The following is a 15,960-nucleotide window of genomic DNA, read 5'->3' as shown; positions in this document are numbered from 1 at the left end:
AGGGCTATGATAACGCCAAACAGTAGATAAAAACCTGCTGTCAGATTAATGGTTGGTAACTGCGTTTAGGTCAGCACTCCCGGGCGAGCCGGGAGCCAGATAACTGAGTGGTAAAGATAGGAGGGAGTAGTCTGGCGCGGCCAGTCTTGAAGAGATTCTGCAGAATCAGGTGCGTTTGATGCGAATTAACATCAGTGCCAAGAGCCCGCCCAAAAGTAATAGCAGCGGAGAGGGTTCAAGCACGCTGACAACAGGTGGGCTTGGCGGTGTGTCATCAACCGGGGGAACAAAAAAGCCATCCCACATATTTGCTTGTGCGCCCCAGCCGCCAGTCCAGGACTCGGCAATTACCTGACCGCTCAAATCACCTTGCAGGAAGGTAAAGTCAGCATTGGGAGCGAGAAAGTTGCCCTTTATACCGCCGCTAAAGGTGATGGTTTCTGCCTCAAAGAAGTTGTACAGAATATTGCTGGGCGACATATCCAGTGCACTGAAATTTTCACGTTGCCCGTAATTGAGCGAATCAAAATTGATGTTTTTGCCACTGACATTAATGATCAGGGTGTCGTCCTGATCCAATCCTGCCGCGGTCATATCGGTCGCGCTGGCAAGCATCTCACCGGTAATATTGGCGAAGTAAACATTGCTGTCGGCAGTACCATCCAGAATCAACCAGTTGTTGTATTTGAATTCCAATCCACCGGTATTTTCGTGGGTGGCCAGTTCCTGTGAAAGCGCGGTGAATTGTTCGAAAGCACTTTCAAAATCAATGGGGGTGCCTTTAGTTGTGGTGCCTTTTACGGCGTTGGCGCTCGAACCGGCAGTCAACTCACCGCCTAGTATCAAGTTGCCTTTGATGTTGCCCCATGCCCATTGGGTTGTGGTGAGGTCGCCGCCGACTACGAGTACATCCTCGTATTGACCGGGTTGCGTCCAAAACTGGATGCCATCGCGATGGGTGCCCGGCTCGTAGTTCACACCTACATCGTACTGGCCGATATTGGCGTTGCCGCCAATCGCGATCTTGCCTTGCGAGTCGGCGCCCGGCTGAGTGAAATTCCCCTTAATAAAGAGGTTGTAATCACTGGCGGGGCCTAAATCGATACTGATAGCACCCGCTTGCGCAGAGGCAATCAGGGCAAAAACAGCGGAGGCATGTCTCAACATAAATGTTAACCGGTTCACAAAATTGGTATGTGTGCAGTCTAGGTTGAAATATGTGCAATCTCAAGGTAACGAAATAAAAATATTTTCATATAGACGAATGGGGAATATATAGATGGGGATTTCGCTCTATTGTTTGCTTTTTCTTATAAGCAATTGGACTTTATCGTCTGGGGCGATGCGGTTTGATGTTCCTGTTTGAGGTGGCTGTTTGAGATAGCTGTTTGGAGAGGCTATTTGATGTGGCACCCGCGATTGGATGGGCTATGATGCGGCCTGATGCTGTTTAGCTCCCCCCAATTCCGCTACTACTAATAAAATCTATCGGAAACCGCATATGTCTCACCCTTCAATCCCCCCTTTGCACCCAGAGTTTACCTATCGCGTCGATCTGGTTGGAAATGAGCGCCAGCCGGTACTGGTGGTCGATAATTTCATCGCCAACGCAGAGTCGCTGGTGGATTACTGCTGTCAGGCCGCACAGCTAAATGAGGAGCGGGGGTTTTATCCGGGTATGCGCGGCGCTGGGCCGGCGTTGTATATGGATACGCTCAGTAAGCATTTGGGCGCGCTGATATATAAGACCTTTCAGTTAACTCCCCAGCCGCTGCGCAAAATGCGTTCGGTTTATTCGATGGTGACCACAGCGCCAGATCAGCTAAGCCCGCTTCAATGTGCACCGCATTGCGATTCGGCCAATATGGGCGACTTGGCTTCGGTTCACTACCTGTGTCAGCCACATCATGGCGGCACCTCACTCTATCGGCATAGGGAAACCGGTTTTGAATATGTCGATGCCGGGCGCAAGGCGCAGTATCGCGAATCGGTCACGGTGCAGGAGCCGGATTTTTCGCGCAGCTATATGAATGGCTCCAACGCTTTTTTTGAGCAGATCGCGAGTTATGAGGCGCGTTTTAATCGGCTGGTAATCTATCGCAGCACCAGTTTGCATTCGGGCAATATAGCGCCGGATTTCAATTTTGATCCCAGTCCCCGCACAGGTCGTCTGACCTTGAATACCTTTATTTATATGCCTGATAACTGATCAAAAGTCGCAGCAACTATAAAAATTTTTCTGCAATGCCAAGCTTTGTAATCGCGATAGAGGCGCTAGTGGATTTATGTCAGAATCGCGCCAGTTTTTACTTGAATCAATGCCTCGTTAATTTTTTTGATAGGAAATAAAAATGCTCGCAACAACTCTTTCGTCGCTCAACGGAATTCCTTCTTTTCTCGCTTATTTTGCAGTCGCAATTGTGCTGGTGCTGATTTTTGTGCGTATCTATACCTGGATAACTCCGCAAGATGAGCTTGCGCTTATTCGCGCGAACAATTCGGCTGCGTCTTTGGCATTTGGCGGTGCGCTGATTGGTTTTGCGCTGCCGCTGTCCAGCGCGATTACGCATTCGCAATCGCTGTTGGATTGCGCAGTATGGGGCGCGGTAGCGTTAATTGTTCAGGTGCTGACATTTGTCGTGCTGCGCATTTCTATCAAGCAGCTGCCCGAGCGCATCACCAAGGGTGAAGTGGCAACAGGTGCATTTGCGGGTGCTTGTGCGATTGCGGTAGGCCTGATTAACGCCGCATCTATGAGTTATTAATTTTTATAAGTTATTAATTTTTTTGCAGGAATAAATTATGAAACGCAGTAAAAAAGCCGCATTGGTATTAATGGTTCCTGTGGCGACGCTGATTCTCGCCGGCTGTGGTGAAAACCGTGAGCAGGCAATGGTATTTAGCGACCCAAGCGAATGTAGCGCTGCTGCATTAAATACCGCCGCGCAGTGTGAAGCTGATTTTGCCGCTGCTCAGGCGATGCATCCGCAGGTCGCGCCAAAATATTTAAACAAGCAAGAATGTGAAGCCGATTTCGGCGCTGGCCAATGTGAAACTGCACCGCAGCAAACCACATCGGGCGGCAGTGTATTTATGCCGATGATGATGGGCTTTCTCGCTGGGCAAATGATGAATCGCGGCGGCGCTAATTTACAGCAGCCAGCTGCAGCAGGCGCTGCTGGTGGAACCAAAGTGCCGACGCAACCGCTGTATAAATCGCGCGATGATCGCGCCACTTTCCGCACGGCAACTAATAAACCTGTCGCTGGCGGAATAGGTCCTATTACTTTGAAACCTTCGCAAGTGCAGCCGCAAATGGGGCAGGTTGTTCGTCGCGGTGGGTTTGGCCAACAAGCCGCTACACGCAATAGTTTTGGTGGTTAATGCATGAAACGCATCAGTGTTGCCGAGCGCGCCAATTGGCGCGCTTACGCCGAGGAAGTTGGATTTAATTTTCACACCTTTGACGGCGAACCCTACTGGGATGAAACCGCCTATTACCAATTCAGTTTGCAACAAATTGAAAATGATCTGGAAGCGCCCACGGAAGAGCTGCACCAGATGGTGATGGACATGGTAGGCGACATCACCCGCAGCGAAGAAATGCTCACGCTGCTGAATATTCCGCGCGATTACTGGAGTTACGTGTGGAACTCCTGGAACAAAGGCGAGCCACATTTATATGGCCGTATGGATTTAGTCTACAACGGCACCGGTCCCGCAAAATTACTCGAATTAAATTACGACACACCCACATCGCTCTTTGAAACCGGATTCTTCCAATGGGTCTGGTTGGAAGATCAAATCAAAAACGGCGTATTGTCGGAACATGCCGATCAATTTAATTCGCTACACGACAAAATCGAACAAGCTTTTGCGCACTTAAATTTGCCGCAGCCGTTTTATTTCACCAGCGTGCGCGACAATGCCGAAGATCGCGGCACGGTAAATTATTTAATGGACATGGCCGCGCAAGCAGAAATGGATGTGCGCTATATCGCGCTGGAAGATATAGGCGTGATTGCTGACTCGAACGGCGATAACGAACAGTTTGTAGATTTGGATGATCAGCCCATCAAGGGGCTATTCAAACTCTATCCGTGGGAATTTATGGTGCAGGAAGATTTCGCTCGCGCCATCACTGCCGCCAACACGCAAATGGTCGAACCTGCTTGGAAAATGCTGCTATCAAACAAAGGCATCCTTCCTTTGCTATGGCAACGTTACCCCAATCACCCCAATCTATTGCCCGCCTTTTTTGAAACACCATCAAGTGAGCCAATGAGTGCCGGTTGGGTGCGCAAACCTTTATTTTCCCGCGAAGGCGCTAATGTGGATTTGGTAACCGCAAGCGGTGAAAAAATCTCCGCCGCAGGCCCCTACAGTGATGGTCGCTACATCCGCCAAGCTTTCCACGCATTGCCAAAATTTCGCGACGAATATCGCAACGCCGGCACCTACGCCATGCTCGGCAGCTGGGTAGTAGGCGATAGTGCTGCGGGAATTTGTATCCGTGAAGACGAATCACTAATCACCAAAGATACATCGCGTTTCTTGCCGCATATTATTTTGGATTGATGTGGAGTTGTTGAGATTCATAGCGGCGCCAATCTAAAACGATTGGCGTTTTTTTATGTTTAACTTTTTAAGAGTTTGCGCCAAATAAAGTTGTCTGGCGCCGATAAATCTTCCAGAAGGAAATAGACATGACGTCATATGGAATAACTTTTATGCGCGCAATGGTTAGGGCAACGTTAATTGCTTTTATTGTATGCGTTAACGCTACTGCAGAAGAGTTGCAGCTTGTATTTCCAGAGAAAGCTTGGTTTAAACCGGAATTGATTGAAAATAACTCTCCTGTTTGTCAGGAGGTTCTTGAGAATGCCAAGTTGGCATTTTTTGAAAATAACGTTAGTTCGAACTATCACGCAAAAGATGATGAGGTGTTAATCGCCGGTGCTTATAGCTCAAGCAACCCTGATCATGTATTGATTGATAATAAACCTGTGTATATCAAAATGGCGCTCCAAAATGGATGTGGTGGTGGGTGCGAAGGAGAGCAAGTAATAGTTTCGGAAGCCCCCATAGATCAGAGCAAGAGATATGTTCATGAATTTGATAGCAGTCTGCTCGAGCAGATGCCTGCTGAAACCGCTGCGGGCAATACATTGTTTATCAAGGCGAAAGAGGGGAGCTACTATTTAATTAGCATTCGCGATTCAATTGAAGTCAATCAATTGCAGTCAGATGCAACTTGGAAAAAGTCATGCGAAATAAGTTTGGCACCGACAGAGGCTCAATATTCTGCAGTGATGAACGCGGCTCAGTTGAGAGATATCCTCAAAGAGTTGGAGCTTTCATTAATGCCAATTATAGGGTCGTATGGTAATTGTGGCTCTTTGAGATCAGGCAGTAGGAGAATAGGCTTATTAAAGCAATTAGTTGGTTCGGCTAGCTATCGTCCCTGGGTAATTGACCAAAATGGAAGTGCTATTAAAAACTCATTTACTTATTTAGATAAATGGTCTTTACAGGGGGTACATCAATTTAATAGCTACACAAATTTCAATAGCTATATGGAAAGTGCAATTCCAAATATTAAAAGTCTTTATGAAAAGTTATATGGTTTGAGTGATGAGCGTGCAGAGCAAATGGCTAATTCGGTTGTAAAAGGTATTGTTGCGCGTGTTATTTCTCCTGCATTTTCTCCCCGCCACGAAGAAAGGGAAAAGATTCTGAAGGTCTTGTTAGAGAAAGGGGATATTTCAATCATTAAATCTATCTCAACCGATGTAAGGCTGATTGATAGGGTTGAAAGTTATGGAGTCGCTAGTGATTCACTTTTGGCTGCAGCGGTAACCTATCCCGAAGCATTGCAGTATCTGTTGGATCAAGGACTTGACCCTAATCAGCAAAACGAATTTGGAAAAACACCTTTGATGTATGCTGTGCAGGAAAATCAATTAGAAAGTGTTTCTATTTTACTAAGTAAAAAAGCTGATCCTAACCTTTCCACGAACATTCCGAATGATAATTGTAATTACACACTTTCAAAATCCGGTATGCGCGCTCTTCACTATGCTGCGCGTTATGCCTCTCCAGAAGTGATTAAGTTGTTGATTGAAAAAGGCGCTGATCCAATCGTAGCTACATCTGAAAAGACTGGCGGCTACCCAATTGACTGGATGCGTAAATACACAGCTACCGACGCAGAAGAGCCTAATAAAAATATTCCCATTGGTGAGATTCTCGCATTAGAAAAACTTTTATCCCTGCCTTCTGCGGAAGAGATGAAAAAATTGGTGTTGAACTACAACGCTGGCGCTGAAAAATCCTATAGCAAAAAAAATCTGGATGAGGCGTATTCGCTGACTCAGAAGGCTTTGCAGTTGCAACCAAATAATGAACGAGCTCTTTCAAATTTAGGGCTAATTGCAATGAAAATGGATAAAAATGAAATTGCATTGGAGGCCATGAAAAAGCTTATCGATAACGGAACTGACAAAAAAATGGTTGCCAATGCATGGTTTAACTACGGAATGCTCTGTGACCTGAAAGGCAGAACCTATTACAACGGAGAAACCTATTGTAGGAGTAGCCGTATTCACAATTATTTGTCTTCATATGTGAGTGCTCCAAGTGAAGCTAGAAAAAATAAGTTACTTGAGGTGGTTGAAACTTCATCGAAAGCTTGCCGATTTAAGGGGGGAGAGATCGTGATGCTGACTGAGTGTGGCCCATCTTCTTGGGATCGGCGCGTGTGCTTTATGTATCCATCAGGTATTAATCTGGACTTATCCAACTTTACTGGCTCACGTAGGATTGGAGGAAACATAAAGGAAGTCGGTTCCTTCGTTGCTGTATTCCCTATGCATCTTAAAGAAAGGAAAAACTCCTATCTTGTGGGTGATCAAAAATTTGATGTGTACTTGCCTGAGGAGCGTTTAGGGCTTCCAATTAAATGGGGCGATGAAATTTGCAAAAAAAATTATACGAATGATGCGCTATAAAAATTTCTAATGGGTTTTATCATTTGAATTTAAAAATAAATGGCTAGGGGGTTTTGAATGAATGCGCAATTACTTATTGGGTTTCTTGTGTTTTTGCCAATGTTGGCATTTGCTGATATATGTAAAACCAGCAGTGAAATCGATACTGTTCCCTATACTGCTGAAATGGGCACTAATAAAGTCACGTTTTTGGCGGTGAATTTAAAAACTCACGCATGCCATGTGATTAATAAAACAGGATTGGATGAGCGGCATACGCCTTTCTCCAGTTTTAAAATCCCCCATACGTTGATTGCACTGGAAACCGGTGCGGCAAAATCTGTTGATGAAAAAATTGTGTGGGATTCGCAAAAACGCCCTGCAAAAGATTTTTGGCCTGCAACCTGGAAGCAAGATCAAACGCTGGCATCTGCATTTAAGCATTCAGCGGCTTGGTATTACCAAGAACTGGTGCCGCGTATATCGCCAGAGCAATATAAAAAGTGGTTGTCTCAATTTAACTATGGCAACCAAAATTTTGCGCCACCTAGTGATACTTTTTGGTTGGATGGTCAGCTGAAAGTTTCACCGAAAGAGCAGGTGAATTTTGTTGTTTGTTTATTGAAAGATCGTTGCGGGGTGAGTGCGGTTAATTTTGCTGCATTTGAGCAAATTGCACTGCAGGAAACAAAAGATAATTTATCGCTTTATGCCAAAACTGGGGCAGGTCCAATCGATTCAAGCAATTTCGATGGCGCGTTTGAGGGTTGGTATGTCGGTTATGTCAAAAACCAGAATGCTAAACCTGTTGCTGCGTTTGCAATCTATGTTGAGGCGGAAAGCTTTACTGCGATCAAAAGTTTTCGCCGCGATTTCTCATTAAAATTGCTAACAAATTTGGAGTTGTGGGCGAATTAAATATCGCCCCGCTCCAGTTGTTCGCGAATTCCTTCCAATTCTCTTCTGCGCACGTCAGTGACTTCCGGATAGGTTAAATCCAGATCATTCAGGGTTTGATTAATGATGGTAGAAATAATCAGGCGTGCATTTTTCTTGTCGTCTGCGGGAATCACATACCAAGGCGCATCGGTAGTGCTGGTGTTATTCAAACATTGGCTATAGGCGTCCATATAGGCACTCCAATGTTGGCGCTGTGCTATTTCGGCATTGGAAAACTTCCAGTGTTTATCCGGCTCGTTGATGCGATCAATAAAGCGTTGGCACTGCTCTTCTTTGGATATATGCAAAAAGAATTTAATGATGCGGGTGCCGTTGCGCGTTAAGTGCGCTTCTGAATCAACAATTGAACGGTAGCGTTCGCGCCAGAAACTATTGGAGTGGAGGCGTTTGTAGGGGAGATTTTGTGCAGTTAATAACTCTGGCTGCACTTTTACAATTAATACTTCTTCGTAGTAAGAGCGATTAAAAATGCCGATTTGGCCGCGCTCGGGTAGTGCACAGTAGCTGCGCCAGAGAAAGTCGTGTTCCAGTTCGGTCGCGCTGGGATGTTTAAAACTATGAACCTGACACCCCTGCGGATTAATGCCTGACATCACGTGGCGAATTGCACCGTCTTTTCCCGCTGCATCCATCGCCTGAAAAATAATAAGTAGTGAATAGCGGTTATGGGCGTAGAGTGTTTCCTGCAGTTTTTGCAGGCTTTTGATGCTGGTATCCAGCTGTTTTTTGTAATCGCGTTTTGACTGGTAGAGTGGGGCTATGCTGGTTGGGTGTTGGTGTAAATCAAGTTTTGCTTTGGCGGGAACAAGGAAATCTGTGAGCTTAAATTCGGGCTGAATATTCATGATCGACAACTCCTTCTTCGTTCAGATGAATTAACCAGCGAGCATTTAGCTCGCTGGAAGGTTGGACACAATCGTAATCATCACACCTGCTGCAATGGCTGAGCCGATCACACCGGCAACGTTGGGACCCATTGCATGCATCAACAAATAGTTTTGCGGATTGGCTTGCAAGCCCAGTTTGTTGGACACGCGTGCAGCCATAGGTACAGCGGATACACCGGCAGAACCGATTAATGGATTCACTTTGTGTTTGCTGAATACATTCATCAGTTTGGCCATAAGTACGCCCGCTGCAGTACCAATACCAAAGGCGACTATGCCCAGTGCGAGAATGCCGAGGGTTTTTGGATCGAGAAATTTGTCCGCCGCAAGTTTGGAGCCGACAGATAAACCTAGGAAAATAGTGGTGATATTGATCAACGCATTTTGTGCCGTATCGGATAAACGATCCACCACGCCGCATTCGCGCATTAAATTGCCTAGGCAAAATGCACCGAGCAAAGGTGTCGCATCAGGCAGAATTAAGCCTACCAGCGCGAGCATCACAATCGGGAAAATAATTTTTTCGCGCTTGCTAACTGTGCGCAATTGCTGCATCACAATTCCGCGTTCCGCTTGCGTGGTGAGTAAACGCATAATTGGTGGTTGGATGAGTGGCACCAGCGCCATATAGCTGTAGGCGGCAACGGCAATTGCGCCGAGTAAATCGGGTGCTAATTTGCTCGCAACATAAATTGCCGTTGGGCCATCGGCGCCGCCGATAATTCCGATTGCGGCAGCATCTGCGATGGAAAAATCCATCCCGAAATAACTCAATCCGATTGCACCTAACACAGTTGCGAAAATACCGAATTGCGCTGCCGCACCGAGTAGCAATGTTTTGGGATTTGCGAGCAGTGGGCCAAAGTCAGTCATGGCGCCCACGCCGATAAAAATAAGCAAGGGAGCAATCCCGCTGGCGATGGCCACTTTATAAAAAGTGTAGAGCATGCCGTCGTTATAACCGGCTACCTGCGCCATATGAATCGCCGCTTGATAAGTTTGCGGATTGCCTTCGGCAAGGGTTTTGTAAATTAATGCATCAGGATCGGTTGCATTTAATCCGGCTAATTGCGCCAGCATTGCCCCGATTTCCGGTGTGCCATTTTGCAGCGCTTGTTCTATGGCGGAAAAAGCCAAGCCAGCGGCAGGCAAGTTGGCAAGCAATCCACCAAAACCGATGGGAACCAGCAGCAGTGGCTCAAAGCCTTTGCGAATAGCAAGAAAAAGTAAGCCCAGGCAGATGCCGAGCATAATCATCTGACCGGATTGAATGTGATAAATACCGGTGGAATGCCAGAGGTTGAGCAATGTATCCATCAGTTATTCTCCTGCAGGCGCGATTGCAAGCAGCGTTTTACCAACCGCAACTGCATCGCCAGTTTTAACGTCGATGCTGCTGATGGTGCCGGTGCAGGGCGCGCTGATTTGCGTTTCCATTTTCATGGCTTCAAGCAGCATAATCACATCGCCTTCTTTTACTTCATCGCCCACATTCACAAATACTTTGATGATGTTGCCCGCAAGTGGCGCAGGCAAATTGCGCGCTTGTGCAGTAGAAACGGGTTTGGTTGCGGCCGCAGTGCTGGTCGCCGCTTGTAAGGGTTTGATGCCGGTAATATCGCCGCCATTACTGACGGTGACGGTGAATTTTTTACCATCGACTTCAACGCTATAAATTTCTTCGCCGGCAGCGCTGGTAACTACTGTGCTTTCTTTACCTGTAGGTGCTGGTTCAAACGCGGTTGGATTGTTGCGGTTCTCCAAAAAGCGCAAGCCAATTTGCGGGAAGAGTGCGTAGGTGAGTACGTCATCCAATTCTTGTTCGTTAATGCGCAGAGTGATATTGCGCAGTGCGGCTTCTTTTTCCAAATCCGCGCGCAATTGTTCCAATTCCGGAGCGATATTATCGGCAGGGCGGCAGGTGATCGCCTGCTCACCGTTTTGCAAAACTTTTGCTTGCAGCTCAGCGTTGATCGGTGCTGGAGTTGCGCCATATTCGCCGCGCAACACGCCCGCAGTTTCTTTGGAGATATTTTTGTAGCGCTCACCGCTTAATACGTTAAGTACGGATTGGGTGCCGACAATTTGCGATGTTGGCGTTACCAACGGAATAAAGCCTAAGTCTTCGCGCACGCGCGGAATTTCCTGTAGCACTTCATCAAAGCGATCGCTCGCGCCTTGCTCGCGCAATTGGCTTTCCATATTAGTCAGCATGCCGCCGGGAACCTGCGCAATCAAAATGCGACCATCAACTCCCAACAATGAGCCTTCAAATTTCGCATATTTTTTGCGCACAGCGCGGAAGTAAGCGGCGATTTCTTCGAGCAAAATCAGATTCAATCCAGTATCGCGATTAGTGCCTTCCAGTGTGGCGACCAGCGTTTCGGTTGGGCTGTGGCCGTAGGTCATAGACATGGAAGAAATCGCAGTGTCCACATTATCAATGCCTGCTTCCACGCATTTTAAAATGGTCGCGTGTGCCAAGCCGGTAGTGGCATGACATTGCATGTGAATCGGGATTTCACATTCTTCTTTTAAGCGTTTAACGAGTTTGAAGCCGTCGTAGGGTTTGAGCAGGCCGGCCATATCTTTAATACAAATGGAGTCCGCGCCCATATCTTCAATTTGTTTGGCAAGTGAAATCCAGCCATCCAGTGTGTGCACAGGGCTGGTGGTATAAGAGAGGGTGCCCTGCGCGTGCTTGCCGTTGCGTTTTACTGCGGTCATCGCGATTTCGATATTGCGCATATCGTTCATGGCATCAAACACGCGGAATACATCCACGCCGCTATTGGCCGCGCGCTCAACAAAGGCTTCAACTACATCATCTGCATAATGGCGATAGCCCAACAAATTTTGGCCGCGCAACAGCATTTGCTGTGGCGTTTTGGGCATGGCTTTTTTCAGTTCACGAATGCGATCCCAAGGGTCTTCCCCCAAATAACGGATGCAGGCATCAAAGGTGGCGCCGCCCCAGGATTCAAGCGACCAAAAGCCAACGCTATCGAGCTTTTCTGCAATCGGTAGCATGTCATCAAGGCGCATGCGCGTAGCAAAGAGGGATTGGTGCGCATCGCGCAACACGACATCGGTAATTCCGAGCGGATTATTATTAGCCATTGTTAAACTCCTGAATTAAGCGCGCGGATGTTTTTCGCGATGTTGATGAATTGCAGCCTGAATTGCGGCGAGGGTGGTGCTATCTATATCTGCCTTATCGTTAGTCGATTTAGGCTGATGCATAGGTTCGACCGCAATCGCTTCGGGAAAAAAAGTGCTTACAAAGCGCGACATTAAATTGATCGCAACGACCAGAATTGCCAAAAATATAAATACAGTGCCCATGCCGAACACCAACAAATCGAGCGCCTGCTCAAATAACGTTGATTGCATAACTGGTTAACCTCTGTGTAAATGCAGCGATTTGTTATAGATAAATGGTGCTGTATATCACTTGAAAGTGCATAAAAATGCATAAAAAAGAGCGATACATTAAAAAAAATAGCCCTTAAGGGCAAGCAAAAAGATCGCTGGCGAGGCTGATGAGCAGGGGAAAAGCGGTTTATTCGCTCGATTTATCGGTACGAATATCGGTATCGGCAAGAGCGGATTTGATTATTTTGCAGGGGTTTCCTACGGCTACCACGCCTGCGGGTATATCTTTGGTGACGAGACTGCCTGCACCTATCACTGCGCCATTGCCAATAGTGACACCTGCCAAAATAATCGCGCCGCCGCCAATCCAGACATCATCGCCAATAATCACTGCTGCACAAAACTCTTTGCCGGTCGCACGCTCAACTGGATCGAGTGGGTGAGTGGTTGCATAAATTTGTACGTTCGGCCCAAACATGACCCGGTCGCCAATGCGCACTTCCGCGCAATCCAGAATCACACAGTTGTGATTGGCATAAAAACGCTCGCCTAAAAAAATGTTGCTGCCGTAATCGCAAAAAAAATGTGGTTCGATGTAAGCGCTGGAAACCTGACCAAATAACTGCTGATAAATCGGTTTGCGCGCTTTGGTTTGATCGGCGCGTAGCGCATTGAGCTGTTGGCAGAGCAGCTTAGCCTGCTTACGTTTTTTGGCTAATTCAGGTTCAAATGGATCAACTTCGATAAACGGGTTCATGGGGCTATTTCCGTGAGAGTCGCAGATTTACGGTAGAATGCCTCAATTGGATAGCATCATCAAAGAGCAGCGCTATGAGAACTAACGATATTTTTCGCAAATTAACCCAATCTTTACTTTTAGATACTCCAAAAATACAAGCATTGTTTGCTGTTACTGAAATTGATTTGAGCGATAAAGATGTCGCTAATTTGCTCAAGACGGATTACCAGCCCGGTTTTGAAGCTATGCCGGATTATATTTTGACGATTTTTCTGAATAATTTAATCGATGAACAGCGCGGTAAAAAAGCTGATGCTCAAGTGGAAGTCATCGAGAAACACCACAAAATTTCCAATAACGATGTACTAAAAAAATTGCGCATCGCCTTTAACTTGCACGAGCAAGATGTGCGCGATGCACTCAAGTTAGCGACAATTGAATTAACTAAATCGGATTTATCGGCGCTGTTTAGAAAACCCGGCCATGCACAATTCAAAGGCTGCGATGACAGCTTGGTTTTGGATTTTATTGAGGGATTAGGGTTGCTGCTACAAGAGCGGGCTGCTGGGGCTTAAGATGAACGCGGATGCAGCTGTAATTGCCAATGTGGCTCGCTGGTTAAATGAGGTAGTGATAGGTTTAAATCTCTGCCCGTTTTCTTCCAAGCCTACGCGCGAAAATCGAGTTAGGTTTTTTGTGAGCAGCGCGCAGGACGATGAGGCATTGCTACAAGATTTACAGCAAGAAATGGAATTGCTCGATCAAAAGCCCGCAAGTGAAATAGAAACTACTTTGGTTGTTGTTCCGCATCACCTGCGGGATTTCTTCGATTACAACCAATTTCTAAACTGGGCGGATCAATTGCTTAAACGCAATCGCTGGGTGGGCGTGTATCAACTCGCTACTTTTCATCCGGATTATTGTTTTGCTGATGCTGAACCGGATGATGCGGAAAATCTTACCAATCGCGCGCCTTATCCCATACTGCATATCATCCGCGAAGCCAGTTTGGAAAAAGCGCTGGACTATTTTGCGGATGTGGATGAAATCCCAGAGATTAATAAGGCGCGAGTGGAAAGTTTAACTGCGGAAGAAAAACAAAAATTATTTCCCTATTTATTTAGATAAGCGTTTTAGCAGGCCACTCAATCGAGTGGCCTGCTAAAACAGTCGATTAGCTCCATAACCTTTTTAGCTTCGCTCACGCTGCAGGGATTGTCCCGTTCGCCGCGAAAATAACTATTCACCTGCTCGATCATCGGCTGCTGAATATGCTGCGGGTTGGGAATAATCATCTCCTGTTCCCCCTCTGCATTGGTCAGGCGAATAACCTGCTGGCCAAAAAAGTTAATGCTCAGCTTGCCAGCAGTTCCGATAACTTCGCATAAGTCACGTACCTGCGCAGGCGCAACTGCGTAGTGCCAGCGGCCTTGCAGCACAACGCCACTATCAAATTTTGCCCAGCCATGAACGCAGTCATCCGCAGCATTAAATTGGCGTTGGTTGTAGCCAAAGCCATTGGCGTGAACAACTTTGCCAAACCAATGGATCATTAAGTCGAGTTGGTGTGGTGACAAATCGTGAAATAAACCACCGCCCGATAGCGCCGGGTTTACCCGCCAGTTTTCTTCAGTTTTTGCGATGATTTCATCTTTAACGGGGCGCAGCATATCTATTTGCACCATGAGTAGATCACCAATGGCGCCAGCGCGAATCAACTCTGCCATTTTCATAAAACAGGGCACGTAACGGCGATAATGTGCGACGCTGACTTTTTTGCTGCTGGCTTTTTCAGCGGCGATAATCGCATCGCATTCGGCAGCGTTGAGCGTGACCGGTTTTTCAATGTAAACATGCTTGCCTGCATTCAGTGCTGCAATCGCATAATCTTTGTGCTGTGCTGGCGGTGTTGCGATATAAATCGCATCTATATCCGGGTTGGCGAGCAGTGCATCAGCATTGTCATACCATAGGTTGACATTGTGGCGCGCTGCGTAGTCTTTAGCTTTTTCGCCATTGCGGCGCATTACCGCAACTAGCTGCGAGTTGGGTGCTTTATAAAATCCGGGGCCACTTTTTACTTCGCATACATCGCCAACGCCGATAATGCCCCAGCGAATTATTTTTTCTGTCGCCATTGCTTATTTCACCAGCGTAATTTTTTCTGCAGTGATTAAAATTTTACGTTGCTTGTAAAGCAGGCTAAGCGCATTCTTGTAATTGCCTTTGCTGACGTTAAATGCTTTGTAAATTTCTTCTGGCTCGCTTTTATCGGTGAGATAAGATGCTCCGCCGCGGCGCTCTAAATCGGCGAGAATTTTTTCCGCTAAATCATCTTTGCGATCGCGCGATTGTGCTTGCAAACTTAAATCGATTTTGCGATCGGGGCGGATGCTTTTGATATAGCCTTTTACTTTCTCGCCGTAAAGTAGGGTACGGAAAGCTTCATCGCGAAACACCAAGCCTAAATGCGTGTGATTAATCACCGCTTTATAGCCCATATCACTGCGGCCGCAAATCAATAAATCCACCGCTTGCTGCGCGCGTAAACCGCTGGCGCGTTCTTCCAAGTGGCGACTTAAACGCGATGAGGCAGTAATGCGGCCGGTGTATTCATCCAAATAAATGCAGACGACGTAAGAGCGGCCGGCTTCCATAGGTTTGAGTTGTTCGCCGTAGGGAACCAATAAATCTTTTGGTAGGCCCCAATCGAGAAATGCACCTACGTTGTTGACTTCTTTTACTTCGAGAAATGCACATTCACCGACCATGGCTTTGGGGGTGAGTGTGGTGGCGATAATGCAGTCGTCGGAATCCAGATAAATAAATACATCGAGAATTCCGCCGATTTTCATCTCGTCGGTGACATAACGTTTGGGTAATAAGATGTTGCCAAACTTGCCACCATCGAGAAAAATGCCGAAGTCGGTGTGTTTAACAATCGTTAAGCGATTTTGTTTGCCGATTTGTAACATGGGGAAACCTGTGATTTGTGCTGCGCGAATGCTGT

The 15,960-nt window shown here is 46.8% G+C and carries 16 protein-coding genes; 8 read left to right on the top strand and 8 right to left on the bottom strand.

The window, feature by feature from the left end; all coding sequences use genetic code 11:
* Positions 1–165 precede the first annotated feature (165 nt).
* Entirely contained in the window at positions 166–1,167 is a 1,002-nt protein-coding gene (locus SPL68_RS17050; RefSeq protein WP_323816374.1) for a choice-of-anchor A family protein, read from the bottom strand.
* A 334-nt stretch (positions 1,168–1,501) separates the two neighbouring features.
* On the opposite strand from SPL68_RS17050, the gene SPL68_RS17045 reads away from it, so the two are divergent.
* The 6 genes from SPL68_RS17045 (at position 1,502) to SPL68_RS17020 (ending at position 7,907) form a co-directional block, all read left to right on the top strand.
* A complete protein-coding gene (locus SPL68_RS17045) occupies positions 1,502–2,209 on the top strand; it encodes a DUF6445 family protein (RefSeq protein ID WP_323816373.1) in 708 nt (235 codons plus the stop codon).
* Positions 2,210–2,351: 142 nt separating this feature from the next.
* A complete protein-coding gene (locus SPL68_RS17040; RefSeq protein ID WP_323816372.1) occupies positions 2,352–2,765 on the top strand; it encodes a DUF350 domain-containing protein in 414 nt (137 codons plus the stop codon).
* 37 nt (positions 2,766–2,802) lie between these two features.
* Positions 2,803–3,384, top strand: a complete 582-nt coding sequence (locus tag SPL68_RS17035; protein WP_323816371.1) for a DUF1190 domain-containing protein — start codon at positions 2,803–2,805, stop codon at positions 3,382–3,384.
* A gap of 3 nt (positions 3,385–3,387) precedes the next feature.
* A complete protein-coding gene (locus SPL68_RS17030) occupies positions 3,388–4,578 on the top strand; it encodes a glutathionylspermidine synthase family protein (RefSeq protein ID WP_323816370.1) in 1,191 nt (396 codons plus the stop codon).
* A 128-nt stretch (positions 4,579–4,706) separates the two neighbouring features.
* The gene (locus tag SPL68_RS17025; RefSeq protein ID WP_323816369.1) at positions 4,707–7,010 is read left to right on the top strand and encodes an ankyrin repeat domain-containing protein; all 2,304 of its coding nucleotides are present in this window, start codon (positions 4,707–4,709) and stop codon (positions 7,008–7,010) included.
* 57 nt (positions 7,011–7,067) lie between these two features.
* A complete protein-coding gene (locus SPL68_RS17020; protein WP_323816368.1) occupies positions 7,068–7,907 on the top strand; it encodes a penicillin-binding transpeptidase domain-containing protein in 840 nt (279 codons plus the stop codon).
* Here SPL68_RS17020 and SPL68_RS17015 read toward each other — a convergent pair.
* The 5 genes from SPL68_RS17015 to SPL68_RS16995 form a co-directional block, all read right to left on the bottom strand.
* Positions 7,904–8,794, bottom strand: a complete 891-nt coding sequence (locus tag SPL68_RS17015; protein ID WP_323816367.1) for an ADP-polyphosphate phosphotransferase — start codon at positions 8,792–8,794, stop codon at positions 7,904–7,906. The two genes, SPL68_RS17020 and SPL68_RS17015, sit on opposite strands and share 4 nt — an antisense overlap.
* A 45-nt stretch (positions 8,795–8,839) precedes the next feature.
* Complete coding sequence (locus SPL68_RS17010; protein WP_323816366.1) at positions 8,840–10,153, bottom strand: sodium ion-translocating decarboxylase subunit beta; 1,314 nt, start codon at positions 10,151–10,153, stop codon at positions 8,840–8,842.
* Positions 10,154–10,156: 3 nt separating this feature from the next.
* Complete coding sequence (gene oadA, locus SPL68_RS17005) at positions 10,157–11,956, bottom strand: sodium-extruding oxaloacetate decarboxylase subunit alpha (RefSeq protein ID WP_323816365.1); 1,800 nt, start codon at positions 11,954–11,956, stop codon at positions 10,157–10,159.
* 15 nt (positions 11,957–11,971) lie between these two features.
* Positions 11,972–12,229, bottom strand: a complete 258-nt coding sequence (locus tag SPL68_RS17000; protein ID WP_323816364.1) for an OadG family protein — start codon at positions 12,227–12,229, stop codon at positions 11,972–11,974.
* Between the two features lie 169 nt (positions 12,230–12,398).
* Positions 12,399–12,968 (bottom strand): sugar O-acetyltransferase, encoded by a 570-nt coding sequence (locus SPL68_RS16995; protein ID WP_323816363.1) that lies wholly within the window; start codon positions 12,966–12,968, stop codon positions 12,399–12,401.
* A 74-nt stretch (positions 12,969–13,042) separates the two neighbouring features.
* Here SPL68_RS16995 and SPL68_RS16990 point away from each other — a divergent pair, with 74 nt between their 5' ends.
* Both SPL68_RS16990 and SPL68_RS16985 read left to right on the top strand, forming a co-directional pair.
* Positions 13,043–13,525 (top strand): YehS family protein, encoded by a 483-nt coding sequence (locus tag SPL68_RS16990; RefSeq protein WP_323816362.1) that lies wholly within the window; start codon positions 13,043–13,045, stop codon positions 13,523–13,525.
* A gap of 1 nt (position 13,526) precedes the next feature.
* Positions 13,527–14,078, top strand: a complete 552-nt coding sequence (locus tag SPL68_RS16985) for a DUF1415 domain-containing protein (RefSeq protein ID WP_323816361.1) — start codon at positions 13,527–13,529, stop codon at positions 14,076–14,078.
* A 17-nt stretch (positions 14,079–14,095) separates the two neighbouring features.
* On the opposite strand, the gene SPL68_RS16980 is transcribed toward SPL68_RS16985, so the two are convergent.
* Both SPL68_RS16980 and SPL68_RS16975 read right to left on the bottom strand, forming a co-directional pair.
* Entirely contained in the window at positions 14,096–15,088 is a 993-nt protein-coding gene (locus tag SPL68_RS16980) for a Gfo/Idh/MocA family protein (protein WP_323816360.1), read from the bottom strand.
* 3 nt (positions 15,089–15,091) lie between these two features.
* The gene (locus SPL68_RS16975) at positions 15,092–15,925 is read right to left on the bottom strand and encodes a CvfB family protein (protein WP_323816359.1); all 834 of its coding nucleotides are present in this window, start codon (positions 15,923–15,925) and stop codon (positions 15,092–15,094) included.
* Positions 15,926–15,960: the final 35 nt, after the last annotated feature.

The sequence above is a fragment of the Cellvibrio chitinivorans genome (assembly GCF_035117775.1).
Lineage (GTDB): Bacteria > Pseudomonadota > Gammaproteobacteria > Pseudomonadales > Cellvibrionaceae > Cellvibrio > Cellvibrio chitinivorans.
The sequence above is the reverse complement of the archived record's forward strand: the minus strand, read 5'-3'. Positions and strand labels throughout refer to the sequence as shown.

Excerpts from the sequence above, each read along its gene's own strand:
- SPL68_RS17020 (WP_323816368.1), top strand. The coding sequence starts at position 7,068 with ATGAATGCGCAATTACTTATTGGGTTTCTTGTGTTTTTGCCAATGTTG.
- SPL68_RS17000 (WP_323816364.1), bottom strand. The coding sequence starts at position 12,229 with ATGCAATCAACGTTATTTGAGCAGGCGCTCGATTTGTTGGTGTTCGGC.
- SPL68_RS16990 (WP_323816362.1), top strand. The coding sequence starts at position 13,043 with ATGAGAACTAACGATATTTTTCGCAAATTAACCCAATCTTTACTTTTA.
- SPL68_RS17015 (WP_323816367.1), bottom strand. The coding sequence starts at position 8,794 with ATGAATATTCAGCCCGAATTTAAGCTCACAGATTTCCTTGTTCCCGCC.
- SPL68_RS17025 (WP_323816369.1), top strand. The coding sequence starts at position 4,707 with ATGACGTCATATGGAATAACTTTTATGCGCGCAATGGTTAGGGCAACG.
- oadA (WP_323816365.1), bottom strand. The coding sequence starts at position 11,956 with ATGGCTAATAATAATCCGCTCGGAATTACCGATGTCGTGTTGCGCGAT.
- SPL68_RS16995 (WP_323816363.1), bottom strand. The coding sequence starts at position 12,968 with ATGAACCCGTTTATCGAAGTTGATCCATTTGAACCTGAATTAGCCAAA.
- SPL68_RS17045 (WP_323816373.1), top strand. The coding sequence starts at position 1,502 with ATGTCTCACCCTTCAATCCCCCCTTTGCACCCAGAGTTTACCTATCGC.
- SPL68_RS17010 (WP_323816366.1), bottom strand. The coding sequence starts at position 10,153 with ATGGATACATTGCTCAACCTCTGGCATTCCACCGGTATTTATCACATT.
- SPL68_RS16980 (WP_323816360.1), bottom strand. The coding sequence starts at position 15,088 with ATGGCGACAGAAAAAATAATTCGCTGGGGCATTATCGGCGTTGGCGAT.
- SPL68_RS17035 (WP_323816371.1), top strand. The coding sequence starts at position 2,803 with ATGAAACGCAGTAAAAAAGCCGCATTGGTATTAATGGTTCCTGTGGCG.
- SPL68_RS17040 (WP_323816372.1), top strand. The coding sequence starts at position 2,352 with ATGCTCGCAACAACTCTTTCGTCGCTCAACGGAATTCCTTCTTTTCTC.
- SPL68_RS17030 (WP_323816370.1), top strand. The coding sequence starts at position 3,388 with ATGAAACGCATCAGTGTTGCCGAGCGCGCCAATTGGCGCGCTTACGCC.
- SPL68_RS17050 (WP_323816374.1), bottom strand. The coding sequence starts at position 1,167 with ATGTTGAGACATGCCTCCGCTGTTTTTGCCCTGATTGCCTCTGCGCAA.
- SPL68_RS16975 (WP_323816359.1), bottom strand. The coding sequence starts at position 15,925 with ATGTTACAAATCGGCAAACAAAATCGCTTAACGATTGTTAAACACACC.
- SPL68_RS16985 (WP_323816361.1), top strand. The coding sequence starts at position 13,527 with ATGAACGCGGATGCAGCTGTAATTGCCAATGTGGCTCGCTGGTTAAAT.